The following is a 21813-nucleotide window of genomic DNA, read 5'->3' on the forward strand; positions in this document are numbered from 1 at the left end:
CCGCGTAGGCTTCGACGGAAATCCCACTGTCTCCCCGCCGCATTCGCACAGACAGCAGTTTAACCCGCGCCTGTCACCAGCCCGGGAGTGTGCCCGAGATCAGGCGCCCCTCAAACACCACGGCCTCACAGTGGATGTCGCCGAGAGCGCCCGGTTCGACCGCAAACAGATCGTCGCTGAGAACTGCCAGATGTGCCAATTTGCCCACCTCGAGCGATCCCGCCTGATGGTCAATCCGCAGCTGCTTCGCGCCGTGCGTCGTGTACCCCGCCAGGAGCAGCTCGCGCGAGAGGCTGGCCTCCGGCGCGGGGCGCACGCTTCCGGGGTAACGGTTCCCGTCGAGCGGGTAGTCGGGGTCGACTCGCGTCGAAGCGACTTGCATGCCGAAGAGTGGGGCGGCGCGCTCCATCTCGTATCGGGTGGTGACATCACTCGCCAGCGTCAGCATCGCACCGCTGTCGACCATCTGGTTGAACTGGTACATCCGGCTCCATCGGTCCTCGCCGAGGTGCGCGATCGCGCCCTCGCCGAAGTAGCCACCCGACCAGTGCGGGGTCCAGTTGATGAAGATCCCGAGTTCGGCGGGACGATGCATGTCCTCGGGATCGACGAGTTCGCAGTGCGCAAAGGTGACCTGTGTGTCCCAGGACTCGCCGGCCTCCGCGGCACTCGCTCGGGCGAGTGCGACGGCGTCGCACGCGGTCCGGAAGGCGCGGTCGCCGACGAGGTGGATGTGGACGTCGATGCGCTCGCGGTTGCACAGCTCGAGACAGGCATGTAACTCGGCGACGTCCATCTGGATCTCACCGAGGTCGACCGCCCCGTCCGCGGGCGAGTGTCCCCCGCACATCGGCTCGAGCACCGCGCTGTTCCCCGTCTCGTTGGTGCCGTCGAGAAACAGTTTGAGCGCGTTCACACGGATCCGATCGCCCCCGTACTCGGCGTTCAGCCGCTGCGCACGCGCGATCGCCGCGGGGAGATCAGCACGCGAGCGAAAGCGAAGGGCGCCCTCGTAGTGCAGGTTGAGTTCGCCCCTGCGGTCGAGCTCGGCAAGCGACTTCACGACGTCTTCATCAGCCAGCATGGCGTCAAAGAGGGCCGTGACGCCACTCTGCGCCAGAAAACTCAAAAATGTCTCCAGCGTCTCAGGCGTCATCTGCTCGGGAGGAGTCCACCCCAAGTTGCGATACATCGTGTCCATGAAGCGCAGCTGCACCAGCTCCAGAAGATGTCCGGTGGGCTCACCCTGCTCGTCGCGCACGAACATTTCGAGCCCCGGCACCGGATCAGGGGTGTCCCGGTTCACCCCCATGTATTCGAGCGCCTTGCTGTTCACCCAGCTCGCGTGCTCACTGAAGTCTTGCAGCAAGACCGGGCGGTCCGAGACCACGGCGTCCAGGAGTTCCTTGGTCGGCTGCCCGTCGCCAAACAGGGTGCTGGGGTAGTACTCAAAGTACAGAAACGGCATTTCTTCCCTCGGATGTGCGGCCGCATAGTCACGCACGAAGTCAAGGATCTCCGTGACGTCGTCCGTCCACGGCAAGCGGGTATGCCAGGCGCTCTTCGACACCATCTCGGGGTGAGTGTGGCTGTCGATAAAGCCGGGAACCACGACGCGTCCTCCGAGGTTGATCTCGCGAAGCACCGGCGCGGCGCAGGCGGCATCGCGCATCGCGACGAATCCGTCGCGCTCCCCCGCGAACACGATCCTGCCGTCGACGACCGCGAGGGTGTCTACGACGCGGTTCGTCGCGTCCTGCGTGTGAATCACGCCACCGGTGAGGAGGAGGTTCACGCGCTGTGCTCCGAGACTCGTGCGGCAGCGGCGTTGGCAGGCGCCTCAGTATCCCCATCATCGAATCGCATCTCGCCCGGAAGCGTGCGGAACCCTCGGCTGATCACTCCAAGATAGATCACTCCGACGAAGAGCCAGATGCCGCCGAGGACTTTGGCTTGCAGGTCGATGTTCCACCACAGCACCAGGTTGACGAGGATCCCGATCGCGGGCAGCAGGAGAAACTTGCACAGGTCCGCCCGGCTGCGTCGTCCCTCTCGGATCACGTAGTGGCTGATCACCGCGTAGTTCACCAAGATGAAGCCGGTGATGGCGCCGAAGCTCGTCAGCGAGGCCGCCCCCAGCAGGTTGTCGGCGTAGAAGACCGCAGTGAGCGAGAGCGCCCCGGTAAGCAGGATGTTGTTGACCGGGGTGCCGAAACGTTGAGACACCTGCCCGAAGAACCGCTGCGGCAGGATCGCGTCGCGCCCCATGCTGTACAGCACGCGCGAGACCGCTGCGATCGCCGCGGTGCCCGCGAGAATACTCGCCAGCTGATCGGTGACGAAGAAGGTGAGCGAGAGCGACTCCCCACCAATCATGGGCAGCAGCTCAAAAATGCCCGTGTCTGGATCTGCCAGGTCGCGGTACGCCGTGGGCCAGGCGATCTGCAGGAAGTACGCGATTATCGCGAACGCGATGCCGGCACCAAAGCAGACGATCATGATCGCCCGGGGCACCGTCTTTGCCGGTTCCTCGGTCTCTTCGGCGAGCGTAGTGACCGCGTCGAAGCCGAGGAACGACACGGCGAGAATTGAGCTGGCCCAGAGCAGACTTCCTCCGTCGAGGCGCACGATATCGACGATCGCCTCAGGAACGATCAGTGATGTACTGCCCCCGCCGCTCGCCACGAAGCCCACAATGAGTCCGATCAACACGATGCAAAAGACCGCCTGCAGGGATACGAGGACGATGTTGATCCGGCCGGAAATGCGCGCGCCCAGAATGTTGATCGTCACCCCGAACGCGGCGGCCAGCACCACCCAAATCACCGTGGGGACCGCTGGCACGTACTCGTTCATGTAGATACCGAAGAGCAGGAAACAGATCATTGGCAGCAAGAGATAGTCGAGCAGCAACACCCATCCGGTGCCGAACCCGATCCACGGGTTCACCGCTCGCCGCACGTAGCTGTAGGCAGAACCCGACACGGGAAACGCCCGCACCATTTGCGCGTACGCGTACGCGGTGAAGAACATCACTCCCATGGTGATGAGATAGGCGAGCGCCATCATGCCGCCGGTCAGGCTGGTCGCGACGCCGTAGTAATTGAACACCACCGTGGGCGCCAGATAGGCAAACCCGAACGCCACCAGGTGCTTCAGCGACAGTACTCGCTTCAGCCCGCTCTTTCCTGCACTCATGTGTGCCTCCTCCTTGAGTCTCGGCGCCGCGCGCGCTCCGAAACCGTTCGAAATCGCGACGTGAATCCGCGCCAGTGAACAACGTACTGACGTGAGGGGCGCCTCGGACATGACGATCAGGGCGGCGCAACATGCTCATGCGATCAATCTGCCGATTCGATCGCGTGTGGGCGACAATAGGGCCAGGCTGGGCCGAAAAACACCACAGCGCCGCGTGCCCTTTCGGGTCACGCGGCGCTGTGGTCGTGCGGTGTCGACTACGCCTTGGGGCGCGAGGCGAACTCCTCGAACAGTGCGCGGGGCTGCTGCACTGCCTCGATGTTCACGATGTCGCGGCCGAGGAAGAAGTGGCCGACCCAGCCACCGAACACGCGCCACTTGCGCTCCCACGACGGGATCGCGAGGCCGTGGTAGAAGCGGTGCGCGAGCCAAGCAAAGTAGCCCGTGAGCGCGAACTTGCCCGACTGGAACACGCCGGTGTTCACGCCGAGGCCGGCGACCGCGCCCAAGTTCTTGTGGTTGTACTCCACCACGCCCTCGCCGCGCAGGTCAGCGACGATGTTCTTCGCGAGCAGCTTGCCCTGGCGAACCGCGTGCTGTGCGTTCGGAACGCAGAAGCCGCCGGGGCCGGGGGTCGAAGAGATGTCGGGGGTCTGCGACGTGTCGCCGACTGTCCAGGCACCCTCGAGTGCCTCGCCGGCCTCGGTGGTGATGCGGAGCTCCGGGCTGCCGATGACGTGGCCGCGGGGGCCAATCGGGAGGTCCGTGCCGCGCAGGAACGGACGGGGCATGACGCCGGCGGTCCAGACAATGAGGTCCGACTCGAACGACTCACCGGTCGAGAGCTCAATCTTGCCGTCCACAGCGGAGGAAAGCTGCGTGTCGAGGTGAATCTCGACGCCGCGACGGGTCTGATCCTTGATCACCCAAAGCGAGGTCTCAAGCGAAACCTCGGGCATGATGCGACCCATGGCCTCGATGAGGTGGAACTTCGTCTCGTCAAAGCTGAGCTCCGGGTACCGGCGCAGCAGCGCCGACGCGAACGAGCGCAGCTCGGAGATCGTCTCGATACCGGCGAAGCCGCCACCCACGACGGTGACCGTGAGCAGGCGCTCGCGCTCCGCCGACCCCTTGGGCAGGCTCGCCGCGCGCTCGAAGTTGCCGACCAGGCGATCGCGCACTGCGACGGCCTCCTCGATGGTCTTCATGCCAATCGCGTTGTCTGCGATGCCGGCGATCGGGAACGTGCGCGACACCGAACCGGTGGCGATCACGATGTGGTCATACGCGAAGTCGAATGCCTCGCCGACGTTCGGGGTGATCGTAACGGACTTGTTTGCGTGCGAGATCGCGGTGACCTTGCCCGCGATGTTCGCGGTGCTCTTGAGGTGACGGCGACGAGCGACCACCGCGTGGCGGGGCTCGATCGAGCCGGATGCAACCTCGGGCAGGAAGGGCAGGTACGCCATGTAGGGAAGCGGGTCGACAATCGTGACCTCGGCCTCACCGGCACGCAGCCACTTCTCCAGCTTCCACGCAGTGTAGAAGCCGGCGTAGCCGCCGCCAACGATCAGAATTTTCTTCGACACGAAAGTCGCTCCTTGGAACACGAATCAGCACAGGGATCCGCGCGATCCGGCCATGGACCGCGCACGCGGTCGGGCACAGGCGCACCCGAACTTAGCCATCCTATCCGCGATCAGGCACGGAGCCGCACACCTCGCGGAACCACGGCCGCATTCCCGCACATTCTGCGACGGGAGCGCCGATCTCGGCCGAGTAGACGGACCTACGGTCGCCAGTCCGCACGTTCGAGCGCGAGGTCACCGATGGGATTGACACCGGGACCGGCCGCGAGCGCGTGTCCGATGAGCGCGTGCAGGCACTTCACGCGGGTCGGCATTCCCCCGGCGCTCACTCCGTGCAGCTCGGGCACCTCGCCGACGGTCTCACGGTCAGCGATGTATGCCAAGTGCGCGGCAGCATACTTCGCGCGCAGTTCCTCGTCGTCCTGCAGCATCTGGTTGAACTCCACCATGACGCCCTCGGCCTCGAGGCGCGAGGCGGCGGTGACCGCACCCGGGTGGCTCAGGTAATAGAACGTGGGGAACGGGGTGCCGTCGTCCAGACGGGGCGCCGTCGCGACGACGGTGGGCTCGCCGGTGCGCGTGCGCGCGGCGATGCCAACGACTCCGCGAGCCTGGCGACCAAGCTGCTCACTCACGGCCGCAATGTCGGCCTCGGTGGGCTCGGGCAAGGGCAGGGGCAGCCTGGTCATTTCGATGTCTCCTTCGTCCCTGACGCAGCAGGGGGTATGTCACCGGACGCATCGTCCGGAGTGTGGCCCGTGGTGCCGGCAATCAGCACCGACGACACCAAAGTCTTTGCCCAGTTCCGCTCAACGGCGGTGAGCTCGGCGCTCGGGACGTCATCTGAGCCGTCCGGGATCACGACATCGTCGATCACGCTGAGCTGGGTCTCGCCCGGCAGCACGTAGAACAGTCGGTCCCGCGCCTGGGCGCGAATATAGGCCGGGTCTTTCCATTTCACGCGCTCTTGGTCGATCGTCTCGACCGATTCGCGGTGCAGCCGGACGCTTTCGCGCAACTCGGAAATCTCACGGCGCTGCTGCACGAACGTCGACACGCTCGGGCTCACGATCACCGCACCGGCGATCGTGAGCCCGACGAGCATGAGAGTAAACCCGCTGAAGCGGAGGCTGCCCAGCCATTCGGCGACATCCTCCCGCGCGCGTCGACCTCTCGGCTCCCGTGTCATCGGTTCGTGGGCTGCTTAGGCCGTGAAGCGCGGGAACGCACCTCGGCCGGCATACGCTGCGGCGTTCCCCAGCTCCTCCTCGATGCGGAGCAGCTGGTTGTACTTCGCGACCCGGTCGCTGCGCGCAGGGGCGCCGGTCTTGATCTGGCCGCAGTCGGTCGCGACGGCAAGGTCGGCGATCGTGACGTCTTCGGTCTCGCCCGAGCGGTGCGACATGACGGCGGTGTAGCCGGCGCGCTGCGCCATCTGCACGGCGTCAAGCGTCTCGGTCAGCGTGCCGATCTGGTTGACCTTCACCAGGATCGAGTTGGCGGTTCCCTGCGCGATGCCGTCGGCGAGGCGCTTCGGGTTCGTGACGAAGAGGTCGTCACCCACGAGCTGCACCTTGTCGCCCAGTTCGGCGGTCAGCTGGTTCCAGCCCTCCCAGTCGTCCTCGGCGAGGGGATCCTCGATCGAGACGAGCGGGTACTTTGCCATGAGGTCGGCGTAGTAGGCGATCATATCTGCGGCCGAGCGCTTCTGGCCCTCGAACGTGTAGACGCCGTCCTCGTAGAACTCGGTCGACGCGACGTCGAGCGCAAGCGCGACGTCGGTACCCGGGACGTAGCCGGCACGCTCGATCGCCTCGACGATCAAGTCCAGGGCCGCGGCGTTGTGGGGCAGATCGGGGGCGAAGCCACCCTCGTCACCGAGGGCAGTAGTGAGGCCCTTCTCCTTGAGCAGCGCCTTGAGCTCGTGGTACACCTCGACGCCCCAGCGCAGGCCCTCCGAGAAGCTCTCGGCGCCGAGGGGCACCGCCATGAACTCCTGGATGTCGACGCCGGTGTCGGCGTGGGCGCCACCGTTGATGATGTTCATGAGCGGCACGGGCAGCGTGCGGGCGTTCGGGCCACCCAGGTAGCGGTACAGGGGCAGTGCGGCCGACTCGGCAGCGGCCTTCGCCACCGCGAGGCTGACGCCCAGGATCGCGTTCGCGCCGAGCTTCGACTTGTTGTCCGTGCCGTCGACCTCGATGAGCGCCTGATCGACCAGGCGCTGGTCATCAGCGGCGAAGTCGTCAATCGCCGGGCCGAGCACGTCAAAGACAGCGTCGACTGCCTTCAAGACACCCTTGCCTGCGTAGCGATCGGGATTGCCGTCGCGCAGCTCAAATGCCTCGAACGCGCCAGTCGATGCGCCCGAGGGCACCGCCGCACGGCTTACCGTTCCGTCCGTCAGGCCGACCTCGACCTCGACGGTCGGGTTGCCGCGCGAATCGAGGATCTCGCGTGCGATCACTGCGTCGATAAATGCCACCGGGCGCTCCTTAGCGTGGGGAATGAATGCGGGGTTTCAGGCAGAAAATGCCGTCCCCGGTAGTGTACCGGGCGCACACTGACACTCGCCTCGCGCGGCGCGCCTACGCGGCCTCCATGCCGGCTGCGGCCGCCTCCATGTCCATGAAGAAGAACTCGAGGATGTTGCCGTCCGGGTCCTCGACCGCGCGGCCATACATGAACCCGAGATCCTGCGTCTCGCCGGTCAGCGCGCCCCCGTGCGAGAGCGCCGCATCGACGATTGCGTCAACCGCCACCTTCGAATCACGGCTGAACGCGGTGCGCACCTGCGTGAACTGTGCGGGGTCAGCGATCGGCTTTCCGCCAAAGCTGTCGAAGAACTCGGGGAGCAGCATCATGAAGTAGATCTCGCCGCTCCAGATCACACAGATCGCGTTTTCGTCGGAGAACTGCGGGTTGATCGTGCAGCCGAGCGCCTCGTAAAAGGTCTGCGAACGCGCGAGATCACGAGTGGTGAGATTGACGAACACTTGACTGGTCACGTGGCCTCCTTGCCGGGCGACGCGGTCCGCGCCGATGCCCACCATCGTGCTCCCTTGGTGGCCCACGGTCAAGAGGTTTGGCTGATCCCGCCGGGTTTCCCAGGGGCGCGTTCCCCCGGGCAGGATCCTGCCGCTAGACCTCTCGAAGCTCGAGCGCGGCCGCGTCGCTCACACCCGCACGCACCGACGCAAAGCGCGTGAAACCCGCGTCCCGGATGCGCGCGAGCAGCGTCTTCATATTCTTCTGGCGCTTCTCGAGACGCACGCGGTGCCCGCGACTCACGAGCTCCCGCTTGATCGCCGCGAGGTCGGCAGGAGCCGCGTCGGCGTCGTAGACGAGGGCGATCGACTCGGGGCCGATCTCGCCCGGCACGTCGATCAGGTCGACGACGCGCTCAAAGCCGATCGAGAAGCCGGCGGCCGGCACGTCCTCGCCGAGGAAGCGGCCGATCATGCCGTCGTAACGGCCGCCGCCGCCCACCGAGCTGCCCGAGCCCGGGTGCGCGATCTCGTAGATCGTGCCGGTGTAGTAGCCCATGCCGCGCACGAGCGACGGGTCGAAGCGGACGGTCACGCCGTTTGGGAGCGCCCCTTCCAGGGCGGCGCCAAGCTCGGCGAGGCTGGCGACGCCCTCCTCAGCTGCCCCCGCGGGCAGGACCCCGCGAATTGCCTGCTCGGTGAGCGGAATTCCGTCGCCCTCGAGGCGCGGCGCGATGTCGTTCAGGACGGAGCCGATGCTCGCTGCCGCCGCCGCGTCGATTTCGGCGAGCTCGGCAACCACGCCCTCGGCGCCAATCTTGTCGAGCTTGTCGATCGTGATGAGCGCGCGCTCGTGCGTGTCGGCGGCGAAGCCGCAGTGCTCGAGGAGGCCGAAGAGGATGCGGCGGTCGTTCACGCGGATGACGCAGCCGTTGAGGCCGAGGGCCGCCAACGCCTCGCTCGTCGCGGTGACGAGCTCGACCTCAGCCAGCAGGCCGGACTCGCCAATGATGTCGATGTCAGCCTGGACGAACTGGCGGTAGCGCCCCTTCTGCGGGCGCTCGGCGCGCCAGACCGGGGCGATCTGCAGCGAACGGAAGACGGGCGGCAGTTGGGCGCGGTTGGTCGCGTAGTAGCGCGCGAGCGGCACGGTGAGGTCGAAGCGGAGGCCCAAGTCGGCGAGCTGCTCGACCTCGCCCGCCTCGGTTGCTGCGGCGAGCGCCTCGGGCGTGATCCCGCGCTTCAGGATGGAGAAGGACAGCTTCTCGTTGTCCCCGCCCAGGCCGGAGTGCAGGCGCGCGTGATCCTCGACCACGGGCGTCTCGATCTCGTCGAAGCCGTTCGCGCGGTACACGCCGCGGATCACGCCGAGCGCGTGTTCGCGCCGCGCCTTGTCGGCGGGGAGGAAATCGCGCATGCCACGGGGAGGGTGTACCTGGGTTGCCATGGAGAACATTCTTCCATGAGCGGACACTGCGAATGGTCCGAACGGACTACCCGTTGCCCGAACGAACAACGCAGTCCCCCAAACGGGGAGTTGACCGCGCGCTACCCGGAATGCTCGCTACACATCCGGCAGCACCCGGGCGGCCATGCGGTCGACGGCGCCTCTGAGCGCGCGGTCAGGGTCGACCCCTGCCGCGTTCGCCCGGGAGACGAGCGCGAGCATCGCGTCGCCAATTCCCACCTCGGCGATGCGGCGCTCGTCGGGCCCCACGGCATGCGCGAGCGGGTCACCCACGACCCCGGCTCCAGCGGACGGGTCGAGCAGTCGCGCGCGCTTCAGCCGCTCCACGACCTTCGCCGCGCGCGCAAGCGTCGGCATGCCCGCCGGAATCCCGTCGAGCGCACCCCGACTGCCCCGGGTCTCCCCCGCGGCGTCCTCCTTGAGGCGCTCCCACTCGGCGTTGAGTTCTTCGACCGACATGTACCCTCGCTCGCCAAAGACGTGCGGGTGACGCGCGATGAGCTTCTCGTTGAGCGCGCTCGCCACGCTCTCGAGCGAGTACCCCTCTCCGTCGCGCTCGGCGATCGCCGCGTGAAACAGCACCTGGTAAAGCACATCTCCGAGCTCGCCCGACACCTCGGCGGCGGGCCGGTCCCGTTCGATTGAGTCGATGAACTCCGCGGCCTCCTCCACGAGGAAGGGGGTGAGCGACTCGTGGGTCTGCACACCGTGCCAGGCGCAGCCGTCTGGCGCCGCCAGCCTCCGCACCGTTTCGCGCACTTGGTCGAGGGGATCCTGGTGGGTATTGCCTGCTCCATCACGCATATTGGCATGCTATCGCGCCCCCTTGGCAGTCTCGATGGAGCGCGCGAGCCGACCGAGAAACGGCGCAGGATCCCGGAGGTCCCGGGCGACCACCCGCAGCACGCGCCACCCGGCATCGGTCATCCGCTCCCAGCGTTCGACGTCTCTTCGCGCCTGAGACTCGCCGCCAGTGAAGTGATATTGGCCCTCGTACTCGATCGCGATCTGCAGCGCGTCATAGCCGAGGTCCGCGTGGAGGTCGCCACCGCTGACTGGCACCGGGCAGTTCGTGCGGGGCTCGGGCAGTCCACCGCCGACGATGATGAGGCGCAGCTGGGTCTCGGCCGGCGAGTCCACTCCGGTCCGAATCTTCGGGATCGCGAGCGTCAGGCTTCGTATGCCGCGAGAGCCGCGGTGCCGGATCATGGCCGCGCGGATCCTGCCGAAACTGCTCGGCGCGGCCGCCTTCCACCCGGCACCGGTGTGTCGCTCGCTGACGAGGAAGTCGCCGATCGCGACGAGCTGCCCGTGCGGCAGGATCGAGCCGAGCAGGCACCAGGTGTCCTCGGGGGAAGCGACGGGGAGGCCGCGGAGCTGTTGGATGCGGACGCGGCCGGCCGTGACGGAGTGCCCCGCAATCTCTGGCCGCCGCGGCGCGCGGCGAGGGTGGATAGAGCAAATGTCCAGGAGGTTTGGCTCCTCACCAAAACTCGGCATGCCCCACAGGCTCGCGGCCGTGCGGCGGGAGAAAAACTGGTCGGGAGACAACACCGGCAGCATCGATCGGCATCGTCCGTCGATCGTTTTCAAATCGATCTCGCTCGTCGGCGGGATCACGATTCCATGCGCAGGACGTGCGATGTCCCCAAGATAGAGCCGCCGGGCGGGAACCCCGGCCCGTAGGAGGTCACGCACTCGGTAGGAGGGACCGTCGAGTGGCGGGAAGGCGGAACGCTTCGTCATTCAGCAACTGTGCGTCACCCATCACGCCCACGGCAGGAGAAATCGAATCTGTGGATAACTCGAGACCCCGTCGGCGCTCCTGTCGCGCGTCAATTCGTTTCGATGCGTCACATCCTTGCGGTCCTGGGGTACCGCACCCGTACTTTGCGTCAACTCGATAGATATTGACGCGTCGACGATTGGGGCGGAAGCCAGCCACACCGAGACCGCTGCCGCGGCGCGCTTCGCCCGCCTTGCCCACAGCTGGGCAGGGCAAGTTCTCCGCGAAAAGCAGCGTTAGGCGGTGGGGGCAGCGGCCGGAGCCGGCTCCTCCAGGATCGTCTCAAAGACCCGGCCCACCCAGGCCACCACGTCGCCGTCCTCGGCCGAAGCCGGCCCTCGCCGCAGGCCGACCCCGGCGAGCGGACTCGAGCCCGGGCCACGGCCAGCGAGCACCGCGGGAAGCGGAATCGAAATCACCGAGGGCGACACCACCTTCGATCCCGGGTACATGCGCGACAGGCGCATCACCCGCGACTCGGGAAGCGACACCGGCTCGAGGCGCAGCGACGGACCGGCGGCAACCACTTTGGAGAGACCCAGGCGCGAGGCGCGACGGCGCAGTGCCGACACCTCAGCCAGGCGGGTGACCTCCTCGGGCGGCGCACCGTATCGGTCCGTCAGCTCCTCAAGCACCAGCGACACGTGATCCTCCGGCGCGTGCGGGTGCGAGGCAGCCGAGAACTTTTGGTACGCCTCGAGGCGCAGGCGCTCGCTCTCGACGTAGTGCTCGGGGATGTGCGCGTCGACGGGCAGCTCGAGCACCAGCTCGTTCGAGCCCGACACGTCCTCCCCCTTAAACGTGCTCACGGCCTCGCCGATCATGCGCAGATACAGGTCGAAGCCAACACCCGCAATGTGCCCCGACTGCTGCCCGCCGAGGAGGTTGCCCGCGCCGCGCAGCTCGAGGTCCTTGAGCGCGACCTGCATACCGGCCCCAAGCTCGTTGTTCGTCGCAATCGTCTCGAGCCGTTCGTGGGCGGTTTCGGTGAGCACCTTGTCAGCGTCGTACAGGAAGTAGGCGTATGCCCGCTCGCGGCTGCGCCCCACGCGCCCACGCAGCTGGTGCAGCTGGCTCAGGCCGTACCGGTCGGCCTGATCGATGATGATCGTGTTCGCGTTTGCGATGTCGAGGCCGGTCTCGACGATCGTGGTCGACACGAGCACGTCGTACTTGCGCTCATAGAAGTCGACGACCACCTGCTCGAGCTGGTGCTCGTTCATCTTTCCGTGCGCCACGGCGATGCGCGCATCGGGCACGAGCTCGGCGAGCTGCGCCGCGATGCGGTTGATCGACGACACCCGGTTGTGCACGAAGAACACCTGGCCCTCGCGCAGCATCTCGCGCCGGATCGCGGCCGAGATCTGCTTGTCGCTGCGCGGCCCAACAAACGTCAGGATCGGATGGCGGTCCTCGGGCGCCGTCGCCAGCGTCGACATTTCGCGAATGCCGGTCACCGCCATCTCCAGCGTGCGCGGGATGGGCGTCGCGCTCATCGCGAGGATGTCGACGTTCGTCTTGAGCTTCTTGAGCGAGTCCTTGTGCTCGACGCCGAAGCGCTGCTCCTCGTCGACCACCAGCAGCCCGAGATCGCGGTAGCGCACGCTGTCGGTCAACAGCCGGTGGGTGCCGATCACGACGTCGACGGTGCCCGCGGCGAGGCCATCGAGGGTCTCGCGAGATTCCTTTTCCGTCTGGAAGCGGCTGAGCGCACGCAGCTGCACCGGGAACCCGGCGAAGCGACTCTGGAACGTCTCCATGTGCTGCTTCACCAGCAGCGTCGTCGGCACCAGCACGGCGACCTGCTTGCCGTCCTGCACCGCCTTGAACGCGGCCCGGATCGCGATCTCCGTCTTGCCGAAGCCGACGTCACCCGAGACGAGACGGTCCATCGGGACGGGCGACTCCATGTCCTTCTTGACCTCGTCGATCGTGGTGAGCTGATCGATCGTCTCGGCGTAGGGGAAGGCTTCCTCGAGCTCGTGCTGCCAGGGAGTGTCGGGCGAGAAGGCGTGTCCGCGAGACGCCATGCGCGCCGAATAGAGCTTCACGAGCTCGACCGCGATGTCGCGGACCGCACTGCGCGCCTTCTTCTTCGCGTTGGCCCAGTCCGAGCCGCCCATCTTGGATAGCGGTGGGGACTCGCCGCCCACGTAGCGCGAGAGCTGATCGAGCTGGTCGGTCGGCACGTAGAGCTTGTCGGAGGGCATGCCGCGCTTAGTCGACGCATACTCAATCACGAGGTACTCGCGCAACGACTTGGTGGCGCCCTTGCCGATGCCGTTCGGCACGAGACGCTGCGTGAGTTCCACAAAGCGGCCGATGCCGTGCGCCTCGTGCACGACGTGGTCACCAGGGATCAGCTGCAGCGGGTCGACGACGTTGCGGCCGCGGCGCTTGGCGAGCTTCGTGGGGCGGCCGGCCTGGCCACTGACGGCACGCCCGAAGAACTCGGCCTCGCTCGCAAGCACCAGCCGCGCCTCGGGGCTCTCGAACCCGACCCAAGCGGTGCCGGTCGTCACGTACGCGACGCCGGGCTCGAACTCCTCGGGTACCCGGTCAACGATGCGCGCCGCGAGGCCCGCCTCGGCAATCAGGTCGCGAGCGCGCTCGACGAGGCCCGCGCCCTGCGCGGTGACGACGGTGCGCCACCCCTCGGCGAGCCGCGCCGCAATGTGCTCGATCGCGGCCTGCGCAGGCTCGCTCCGCGCGGGCGGCGACGGCACCGCTCCCCCGCGCACCACGACGTAGCCGTGCGCCTCCGCGACGGTGTCGTCGGTGATGCCCTCGAAATTGCTGTCCGCGTCGCTCGCCGCTCCGTCGGCCTCGGCCACACCGGCAGGCGCAGGATCCGCGCTACCGGCCTGCGCCCCGACCTGTCGGGCGGGGCCGGCGCTGGCCAGCGCGTCGGCTTCTTCGTCGCGCACAAACTTCGAGAGCGTCCACCACGGGCGCTGACGAGATGCGGCGCGTACCTCGGCCATGGTGAGTAGGCCGCTGTCGTCGACCGGGATGGGCGACTGCGCGCCCGCCGTCGCGGCGCCCCAGGCGGCCTCGAGGAACTCGCGGTTCGCCTCGGCGAGGTGCACCGCACGCATCGCGACGCGCTCCGGAGAGAGCACGACGACGGCTCCGCCCTCGGGCAGCAGACCGGTCAGCGGGGCGAGCCCGGGCACGAGCTGTGGGATCAGGCTCTCCATACCCTCAACCGCGATGCCCTGACTGATCTTCTCGAGCATTCCAGCGATCGTGGGGAGCTGCGGGATGAGCGCCGCCGCGCGTTCACGCACCGCGTCGGTAAGCAGCAGCTCGCGGGCGGGCGGGAGCACGATCTCGGGTACAGCGTCGCCGGCTGAGCGCTGGTCTCCGACCGAGAAGCGGCGGATATCGTCGACGTCATCGCCGAAGAAATCGATGCGGACGGCCTGCTCGGCGGTCGGCGAGAACACATCGAGGATCCCGCCGCGGACGGCGAACTCGCCGCGGCGCGTGACCATGTCGACGCGCGTGTAGGCCAGGTCGACGAGCTCGCGCGAGATCGATTCGAGGCCGATCGATGAGGCACCGGCGCGCAGCACGATGCGGCGATCGTGCGCGACCTGGGGCGAGACCGGCTGCAGGACCGCGCGGACCGAGGCGACCATGAGCAGCGGCGCGGCCGTGCCATCATGCTCGCGCAGCATGCGGAGCGCGGCGGAGCGGCGCCCGACGGTCTCGGCGCTCGGGCTCAACCGCTCGTGCGGCAGCGTCTCCCAGGCGGGGAACTCGACGGTGGCCGCGTCGGGCAAGATCGAGCCGAGCGCCTCGCGCAGGGCGTCCGCCTCGCGGCTCGTTGCCGCGACCACGAGCAGTGGCCCGGTATCCCCGGCAAGACGGCGGCGGCCGATGAGGCCGGCAATCAGGGGGGCGCGCAGGCCTTCGTCGACCGAGAAGTCGGCGTCACCGGCCGACTGATCCAGCGCGCGAGCGAATGACTCGGACGACTCGAGCGCTCGCTCGATACCGGCGAGGCTCATGCGCCCGCCTTGCCATGGAAACGCTGCTGGGTGGCGAGCAGCCCCTCACTCACGACCCCCTCGACGGCATCCGCCGCGTCGGCGATCAGGATGGGCAGGTTGTCGCGCTCAGACGAGGCAAACGGCTTCAGGACGAAGTCGGCGGGATCCTGCCGGCCCGGGGGCCGCCCGATGCCGACCCGCACCCGCACAAACTCGGGGGTATCGAGCGCCTTGGCGATATCGCGCAGCCCGTTGTGGCCGCCGTGGCCGCCGCCGATCTTGAGCTTCAGGGAGTCAAAGGGAAGATCGAGCTCGTCGTGCACGACGACCAGACGCTCGACCGGTACACCGTAGTACTGAGCGAGGTTCGCGACGGGTCCGCCGGAAAGGTTCATGTAGCTGTTCGGCTTGGCCAGCACGAGCTTCGGAGCGCCGGGGGCCGTGCGCCCCTCGACCACACGGGCGTTCGCCTGGTGCGCCTTGAACGTGCCACCGATGCGCGAGGCAAGCTCGTCGAGCACCATCTGGCCGACATTGTGGCGGGTGTTTTCGTACTTCGCCCCGGGGTTTCCGAGACCGACGATCAACCAGCTGTCCTGCGCCAAGGCGTGCTCCTCCTGAGAGTCAGATTCAATATTCGGGGCGAGAAACTCGGCAGGATCCTGCCCATTCTCAAACCTGCCCTGAGAGACAGGTCGAGCCCGCCGGAACCACTCGCGAATACTCACGACGGTTCCGACGGGCTCGGGGTGAAGATGATTACTCGGCAGCCTCGGCAGCGTCGTCATCCTCAGCACCACGCGGAGCCGCGATGTGCACGACCAGCTGCTCAGCCAGGTCGAGGAGCTCGGCGCCCTCGGGCAGCTCGATCTCGCCGGCGTGGATCTGCACGCCAGCCTCGAGGCCCTCGACGTTGATGGTCAGCGACTCGGGAATCGCGGTTGCGAGCACCAGGAGGCGGACAGTGTTGAGCTCCTGCAGTGCGTTGGCGCCGGCGAACGCGGTGCCTTCCATGTGCACGGGGATCTCAACCTCAACCTTTTCACCCGTCTGGAGGGCGACGAGGTCGATGTGCTCGATGATCTGACGCACGGGGTCACGCTGTACGTCCTTGACCAGGACGAGCTGGGCGGCGCCGTCGATCTCCAGCGAGATCAGGGCGTTGGCCTTGCGGACGATCAGGCTGAGCGCGTGGGCGTCAACCGAGACGTGGATCGGGTCCATACCGTGGCCGTAGACAACGGCGGGGGTCGATCCGGCAGCGCGGAGCTTGCGCGCCACACCCTTGCCGAACGACTCGCGGTTGGTCGCGACGAGCTTGCTGATTTCGGTGCTCATAGTGCTTCTCCTAGTCGGGCGCGCGGGCCCGGACAGGGCGGGGTGACCCGCCGGTTCTGGTATCTATCTCTCGCCGGTCGAGGCGATCCGAATCTGCCCGCAAAGGTGGCCCGGTCCCGCGTCGATCACGGATGCTTGCGCATCCCTCGCCGAAGTACAGCTGCCAAGTCTACATGGTCTTTGGACATCCGTCCTGACCACGAATCCGACCGCAGTCCGGCACCGAGTTTTTCGCGCACGGCCGCCCGAGTCCGGTCCGATGGGCCGCGCCAACTCTGTAAATGCCCCACTACCCGATACCCTTACCCGGGGGTCAAACGTGATCCAAGATGTAAGGAGTACCTCCCGAATGAGTAACACGCAGGCAAACATTGGTGTCGTTGGACTGGCCGTGATGGGCGCAAACCTCGCCCGCAATCTCGCCAGCCGCGAAGGAAACCGCGTTGCCGTTGTGAATCGTTCGCCCGAACGCACCCGGGCGCTCGTCGAGGCACACCCCGAAGCGAACTTCGTCGCCGCCGAGTCGATCACCGACTTCGCGGCTTCGCTCAGCCGCCCGCGCACCGCCATCATCATGGTGCAGGCCGGCGCGGCCACCGATTCTGTCATTCGCGAGCTCGCGGACGCGTTCGAGCCCGGCGACATCATCATCGACGGCGGCAACGCACTGTACACCGACACGATCCGCCGTGAGCACGAGATGCGCCTGCGGGGGCTCCACTTCGTCGGCGCCGGCATTTCCGGCGGCGAAGAGGGCGCGCTGAACGGCCCGAGCATCATGCCTGGCGGCTCGGAAGAGGCGTACGCGGTCGTCGGCCCGATCTTCGAGTCCATCGCGGCCCGCGCCAAGGACGGCGAGCCGTGCGTCACGCACGTGGGCAGCGACGGATCCGGCCACTTCGTCAAGATGGTGCACAACGGCATCGAGTACGCCGACATGCAGCTCATCGCCGAGGCATTTGACCTGCTGCGCCACGTGGGCGGGCTCACCCCCACCGAGATCGCGGACGTGTTCGAGGAGTGGAACACGGGCGAGCTCGAGAGCTACCTCGTCGAGATCACCGCCGAGGTGCTGCGCCACGAAGACGCGCGCACCGGCCGCCCCTTCGTCGATGTCATCCTCGACCAGGCTGGCCAGAAGGGCACCGGCGGATGGACCGTGCAGACGGCGCTCACGCTCGGCAGCCCGATCAGCGGCATCGCCGAGGCGGTCTTCGCACGCGGCCTGTCCTCGCACCCCGAGCAGCGCCTGCTCGGCGCCCGCCTCGCCGGCCCCGCGAACAAGCCCGAGATCGCCGATCGCGCGGCGTTCGTCGAGAACGTGCGCCAGGCGCTGTACGCGTCCAAGATCATCGCGTACTCGCAGGGCTTTGACGTGATCCGCGCGGGCGCAAGCCAGTACGGCTGGGCCATCGATTCTGGTGCGCTCGCGAAGATCTGGCGCGAGGGCTGCATTATTCGCGCGCGCTTCCTGGGGCACATCGCCGAGGCGTACGGCGCGGACGCGAACCTCGACCTGCTCGTCGCGGCACCCTTCTTCGCCACGGCTGCTGGCGGCGCGCAGGAGGCTTGGCGTTCGGTCGTCTCGACCGCCGCGCTGGCGGGAGTGCCGATCCCGGCTTTCGCCTCGTCGCTCTCGTACTACGACGGCCTGCGGGCGGCTCGCCTGCCCGCGGCCCTCATCCAGGCGCAGCGCGACTTCTTCGGCGCGCACACCTATCGCCGCGTCGACGGCCCCGGCGTGTTCCACACCGAGTGGTCGGGAGATCGCTCGGAGACCCAGGTCGCCGAATAGCTCGGTCCTCGCGGCAGAATCAGGGCGGCCCTCGGGCCGCCCTTTTTCGTTCCTCGACGTTACGCACGGGAACGCGGAAGGGGCGCCGAGGATTTCTCCTCAGCGCCCCTTTTCGGTCTCCGTGATGCGATTGCGTTTAGGCCGCGCCCTCAAACATGGAGGTCACGGAGCCGTCCTCGAACACCTCGTGGATCGCCTGGGCGAGCAGCGGCGCGATCGACAGCACCGTGAGCTTCTCGAATCGCTTCTCCTCCGGCACCGGCAGGGTGTCAGTGACGACGACCTGATCGATGAAGTCGGCCGACAGGTACTCGGTCGCCTTGCCCGAGAAGATCGCGTGCGTCGCGGCGATCGTCACGCCTCGCGCGCCCGCGTCCTTGAGCGCCTGAGCGGCCTTCGCGATCGTCCCGCCCGTGTCGATCATGTCGTCGACGACGACGCACCAGCGGTCCTTGACGTCACCGACAATGTTGTGCACCGAGACCTGGTTGGGCACTAGCGGGTCGCGGCGCTTGTGAATAATCGCGAGCGGCGCGCTGAGCTTGTCGCTCCACACGTCGGCGACGCGCACGCGGCCCATGTCCGGCGAGACGACGGTGAGGTCGTCGCGGTTGATGGTCTTCTTGAAGTGCGCGAGCAGCACCGGCATCGCGAACAGGTGGTCGACGGGGCCGTCGAAGAAGCCCTGAATCTGGGGAGCGTGCAGGTCAACCGACATGATGCGGTTCGCGCCGGCGGCCTTGAACAGGTCCGCAACGAGGCGGGCCGAGATCGGCTCGCGGCCGCGGCCCTTCTTGTCCTGGCGCGAGTAAGGGTAGAAGGGGGCAACAACGGTGATCCGCTTTGCCGAGGCTCGCTTGAGCGCGTCGACCATGATGAGCTGCTCCATGAGCGCCTCATTGATCGGGTTGCTGTGCGACTGAATGACGAAGGCGTCGCAGCCGCGCACGCTCTCGTCGAAGCGGGCATAGAGCTCGCCGTTGGCAAAGGTGCGTGCGTCGGTGGGAATGAGCTCAGCACCCAGTTCCTCTGCGACGCGCTGTGCGAGTTCCGGGTACGCCCGCCCGGAGATCAGGACCAGCTTCTTCTGGCCGGCCATCTCGATCGCGCTCATGCTCCGTCTTCCTCGCTCTTCTGCGCCGCCTGGGCGCTGCTGGTTCCGGGCCGATGTTCGGCGACCCATCCGCTGATGTTTCTTTGGGGAGCGACCGTAAGGCCGAGCGACCCAGCTGGTACGTCCTTACGCACGACCGTTCCGGCCGCGGTGTAGACGCCGTCTTCAATCGTAACGGGTGCGATGAGAACGTTCTTCGAACCAATGCGCACCTGGTCACCGACGGTGGTGTGGTGCTTCTTGATTCCGTCGTAGTTCGCGAAGATCGTGCCCGCACCAATATTGGTGCCGGTGCCGACCGTCGCGTCGCCGACGTAGCTGAGATGGGGCACCTTGCTGCCCTCGCCGATGTGGGCGTTCTTCGTCTCGACGTAGGCGCCGATCTTGCCGCCCGCGCCCAGCTCGGTGCCGGCGCGGAGGTAGGCGAAGGGGCCGACGTCGGCACCCGCGCCGATTACCGCGAGGGTGGCCTCGGTGCGGCGCACGTGGGCGCCCTCCCCCACCTCGCAGTCGACCAGGGTGGTGTCGGGGCCGATCTCGGCGCCGCCCTCGATGGTCGTCGCACCGCGCAGGAAGGTCCCCGGCAGGATCACGCTGTCGGGCCCGATCGACACCGTCGCGTCGATCCAGGTCGTGGCAGGATCCTGAATGGTCACGCCGGCGAGCTGGTGCGCCCGCACGATGCGCCGGTTCAGTTCGCGCCCCGCGTCGGACAGCTGAGCGCGATCGTTCACCCCGGCGATCAGCCAGGTATCCTTCGTCGCCACCGCGTCGACGCTGCCGCCGCTTTCGAGGATGCGTGACGCGGCGTCAGTGAGGTATTTCTCGCCCTGCGCGTTGTTCGTGTCGATGAGGGCGAGCGCGGACTCGATCGCGGCGCGACCAAAGACGTACACGCCACCGTTGATCTCGGTGATGCGACGCTGGTCGTCGCTCGCGTCCTTCTCCTCGACGATGCCGGTCATCTGACCGTTCTCGCCACGCAGGATCCGGCCGAGGCCCGTGGGGTTCTCGAAGATGGCCGAGAGCAGCGTCATTGAGCGGTCCGCCTCGCGGTGGCCACGGACGAGCTGCCCGAGGGTGCCCGAGTCGAGCAGCGGCACGTCACCCGAGAGCACGACGACGGTGCCGTCAAAGTCGGCGGGGAGTGCCGCGAGCGCTTGCTCGACTGCGCGGCCGGTGCCGGGGATCTCGTCCTGATCGACGATCACGGTGTTCGGGGCGTGGTCCAGAATCGCCTCGGCCACCCGGTCGCGGTCGTGCCGCACGACCGCGATCACGGTCTCGGGGGTCAGTCCCGCCGCCGTGTCGAGCACGTGCGCGATCAGCGAGCGACCGCCGATGGGGTGCAGCACCTTTGGCAGCGCCGACTTCATGCGCGTGCCCTGGCCCGCCGCCAAGATGACAACCGCTACGCGGCCGTTTCCGGTGGTCTCCGTCATGCTGAGCGTTCCCTCCGCCGTTACTGCCTGCCGAGCACGGACCGCGTGTCCGCGATCCCTCGGTCCGCTCCGCCTCCAGGATTCGAACCTAGACTTAACAGCTCCAAAGGCTGTCGTGCTGCCATTACACCAAGGCGGATCGTGCGCTTTCGCACACGCCCCGTATAGTCTGCCAGATTCTGGAGGTCGCTTTGCCCGCGATTCCCGTCATGGCCCACGCCGGGCAGCCCCGATAATGGGAAGCATGAAGGAACACGACGTCGTAGACCGGATCGTCGAAGAGTGGGCCGCGGCCCGACCGGATCTCGATTTGGCCCCACTTGACGTGTTTTCGCGCCTCATGCGGATCGCAAAGCACCTCGATCGCGCCCGCGCGCGCGCCTTCGAGCGCTCGGGACTCACCTCCTGGGAATTTGACGTACTCGCCGTGCTGCGGCGGGGCGGGTACCCCTATCGGCAGAGCCCGAAGGTGCTCGTGCGGCAGACCATGGTCTCGAGCGGCACCATGACGAACCGCATCGACCGGATGGTTGAACGCGACCTCGTGACCCGTCTCACCGACCCGAACGACGGCCGCGGGGTGCTCGTCGAGATGACGGCGAAGGGCATCACGCTCGTCGACGCCGCGATCACGCGCCTCACCGACGCCGAAGAAATCTTGCTCTCGGGCGTCCCCCGCGCCGAGCGCGAGCGCCTCGCGCAGCTGTTGCGGCGACTCGCGCTCAGCGTCGACCGGTTCTCGGCGCTCGCGGGCGCCGAGCCCGAGCCTGCGGCAGACGCCGCGGCCGAGCCCGGCGCCGCGGATTCGGGCCCGGCGCGCGCCTAACCGCGCCTACGACACGTCGGCGAAGGCGGCGGCGTCGCCGCCCGGGCCCGACACGAGCGCCACAACGAGGGCGCGACCGAAGCGGGGGTTGCCGCCGACCACGGGTGGGGTGACTTCGGCGGGCAGCACCGCGCTCGCGGACCAGCGACCGCCCTGCGCCTCAACGACCACCTCGACACCGTTCACGGTCACGGTCGGCTCGCCGCCGCTGAGGGTGCCCGAGAGCAGGAGCAACTGGGCGCCCTCGTGGTACCGGTGCTCGTCGAGTACCG

The 21813-nt window shown here is 67.4% G+C and carries 17 protein-coding genes and 1 tRNA gene; 2 read left to right on the forward strand and 16 right to left on the reverse strand.

All coding sequences use genetic code 11. The features are described from left to right. Window positions 1-73: 73 nt before the first annotated feature. The 13 genes from JW030_RS08675 to JW030_RS08735 form a co-directional block, all read right to left on the reverse strand. Window positions 74-1795 carry an amidohydrolase gene (locus JW030_RS08675; protein WP_188044145.1) on the reverse strand — a complete coding sequence of 574 codons (1722 nt, stop codon included), beginning with the start codon at window positions 1793-1795 and terminating at the stop codon, window positions 74-76. Further along, complete coding sequence (locus JW030_RS08680) at window positions 1792-3198, reverse strand: APC family permease (protein ID WP_188044146.1); 1407 nt, start codon at window positions 3196-3198, stop codon at window positions 1792-1794. Before JW030_RS08680 ends, JW030_RS08675 begins: the two co-directional genes overlap by 4 nt. Window positions 3199-3455: 257 nt before the next feature. Further along, window positions 3456-4787, reverse strand: coding sequence for an NAD(P)/FAD-dependent oxidoreductase (locus JW030_RS08685; RefSeq protein ID WP_188044147.1), 1332 nt, complete (start codon window positions 4785-4787; stop codon window positions 3456-3458). A gap of 200 nt (window positions 4788-4987) precedes the next feature. Beyond that, entirely contained in the window at window positions 4988-5476 is a 489-nt protein-coding gene (locus JW030_RS08690; RefSeq protein WP_188044148.1) for a DUF501 domain-containing protein, read from the reverse strand. Beyond that, the gene (locus JW030_RS08695; RefSeq protein WP_188044149.1) at window positions 5473-5976 is read right to left on the reverse strand and encodes a septum formation initiator family protein; all 504 of its coding nucleotides are present in this window, start codon (window positions 5974-5976) and stop codon (window positions 5473-5475) included. Before JW030_RS08695 ends, JW030_RS08690 begins: the two co-directional genes overlap by 4 nt. 15 nt (window positions 5977-5991) lie before the next feature. After that, window positions 5992-7272 (reverse strand): phosphopyruvate hydratase, encoded by a 1281-nt coding sequence (eno, locus tag JW030_RS08700; protein ID WP_188044150.1) that lies wholly within the window; start codon window positions 7270-7272, stop codon window positions 5992-5994. 103 nt (window positions 7273-7375) lie between these two features. Next, complete coding sequence (locus tag JW030_RS08705) at window positions 7376-7795, reverse strand: VOC family protein (RefSeq protein WP_241095394.1); 420 nt, start codon at window positions 7793-7795, stop codon at window positions 7376-7378. Window positions 7796-7928: 133 nt separating this feature from the next. Further along, a complete protein-coding gene (gene hisS / locus JW030_RS08710; protein WP_188044151.1) occupies window positions 7929-9221 on the reverse strand; it encodes a histidine--tRNA ligase in 1293 nt (430 codons plus the stop codon). Between the two features lie 117 nt (window positions 9222-9338). Continuing rightward, window positions 9339-10046: a MazG nucleotide pyrophosphohydrolase domain-containing protein gene (locus JW030_RS08715; RefSeq protein ID WP_188044152.1), complete on the reverse strand. Its 708-nt coding sequence runs from the start codon at window positions 10044-10046 to the stop codon at window positions 9339-9341. A gap of 9 nt (window positions 10047-10055) precedes the next feature. Then, window positions 10056-10988 (reverse strand): endonuclease domain-containing protein, encoded by a 933-nt coding sequence (locus tag JW030_RS08720; protein ID WP_188044153.1) that lies wholly within the window; start codon window positions 10986-10988, stop codon window positions 10056-10058. Between the two features lie 276 nt (window positions 10989-11264). Then, a complete protein-coding gene (gene mfd / locus JW030_RS08725) occupies window positions 11265-15044 on the reverse strand; it encodes a transcription-repair coupling factor (protein ID WP_188044154.1) in 3780 nt (1259 codons plus the stop codon). Then, window positions 15041-15631, reverse strand: coding sequence for an aminoacyl-tRNA hydrolase (pth, locus tag JW030_RS08730; protein ID WP_241095620.1), 591 nt, complete (start codon window positions 15629-15631; stop codon window positions 15041-15043). Before pth ends, mfd begins: the two co-directional genes overlap by 4 nt. A gap of 154 nt (window positions 15632-15785) precedes the next feature. Then, the gene (locus tag JW030_RS08735) at window positions 15786-16364 is read right to left on the reverse strand and encodes a 50S ribosomal protein L25/general stress protein Ctc (protein WP_188044156.1); all 579 of its coding nucleotides are present in this window, start codon (window positions 16362-16364) and stop codon (window positions 15786-15788) included. 349 nt (window positions 16365-16713) lie between these two features. Between JW030_RS08735 and gndA the strand changes: the two genes are divergently transcribed. After that, complete coding sequence (gene gndA, locus JW030_RS08740; protein ID WP_188044157.1) at window positions 16714-18159, forward strand: NADP-dependent phosphogluconate dehydrogenase; 1446 nt, start codon at window positions 16714-16716, stop codon at window positions 18157-18159. A gap of 136 nt (window positions 18160-18295) precedes the next feature. Here the strand turns inward: gndA and JW030_RS08745 are convergent, their stop codons facing one another. The 3 genes from JW030_RS08745 to JW030_RS08755 form a co-directional block, all read right to left on the reverse strand. Continuing rightward, window positions 18296-19273 (reverse strand): ribose-phosphate diphosphokinase, encoded by a 978-nt coding sequence (locus tag JW030_RS08745; protein ID WP_188044158.1) that lies wholly within the window; start codon window positions 19271-19273, stop codon window positions 18296-18298. Beyond that, on the reverse strand, window positions 19270-20715 hold the full coding sequence (gene glmU, locus JW030_RS08750; RefSeq protein WP_188044159.1) for a bifunctional UDP-N-acetylglucosamine diphosphorylase/glucosamine-1-phosphate N-acetyltransferase GlmU: 1446 nt from the start codon (window positions 20713-20715) through the stop codon (window positions 19270-19272). The genes JW030_RS08745 and glmU overlap by 4 nt, the downstream gene beginning before the upstream one ends. Before the next feature lie 67 nt (window positions 20716-20782). Next, a tRNA-Gln gene (locus tag JW030_RS08755) sits at window positions 20783-20854 on the reverse strand. Between the two features lie 105 nt (window positions 20855-20959). On the opposite strand from JW030_RS08755, the gene JW030_RS08760 reads away from it, so the two are divergent. Continuing rightward, window positions 20960-21541: a MarR family winged helix-turn-helix transcriptional regulator gene (locus JW030_RS08760; protein ID WP_188044160.1), complete on the forward strand. Its 582-nt coding sequence runs from the start codon at window positions 20960-20962 to the stop codon at window positions 21539-21541. Window positions 21542-21813 lie beyond the last annotated feature (272 nt).

The organism is Leucobacter sp. CX169, from assembly GCF_017161405.1.
GTDB lineage: Bacteria > Actinomycetota > Actinomycetes > Actinomycetales > Microbacteriaceae > Cx-87.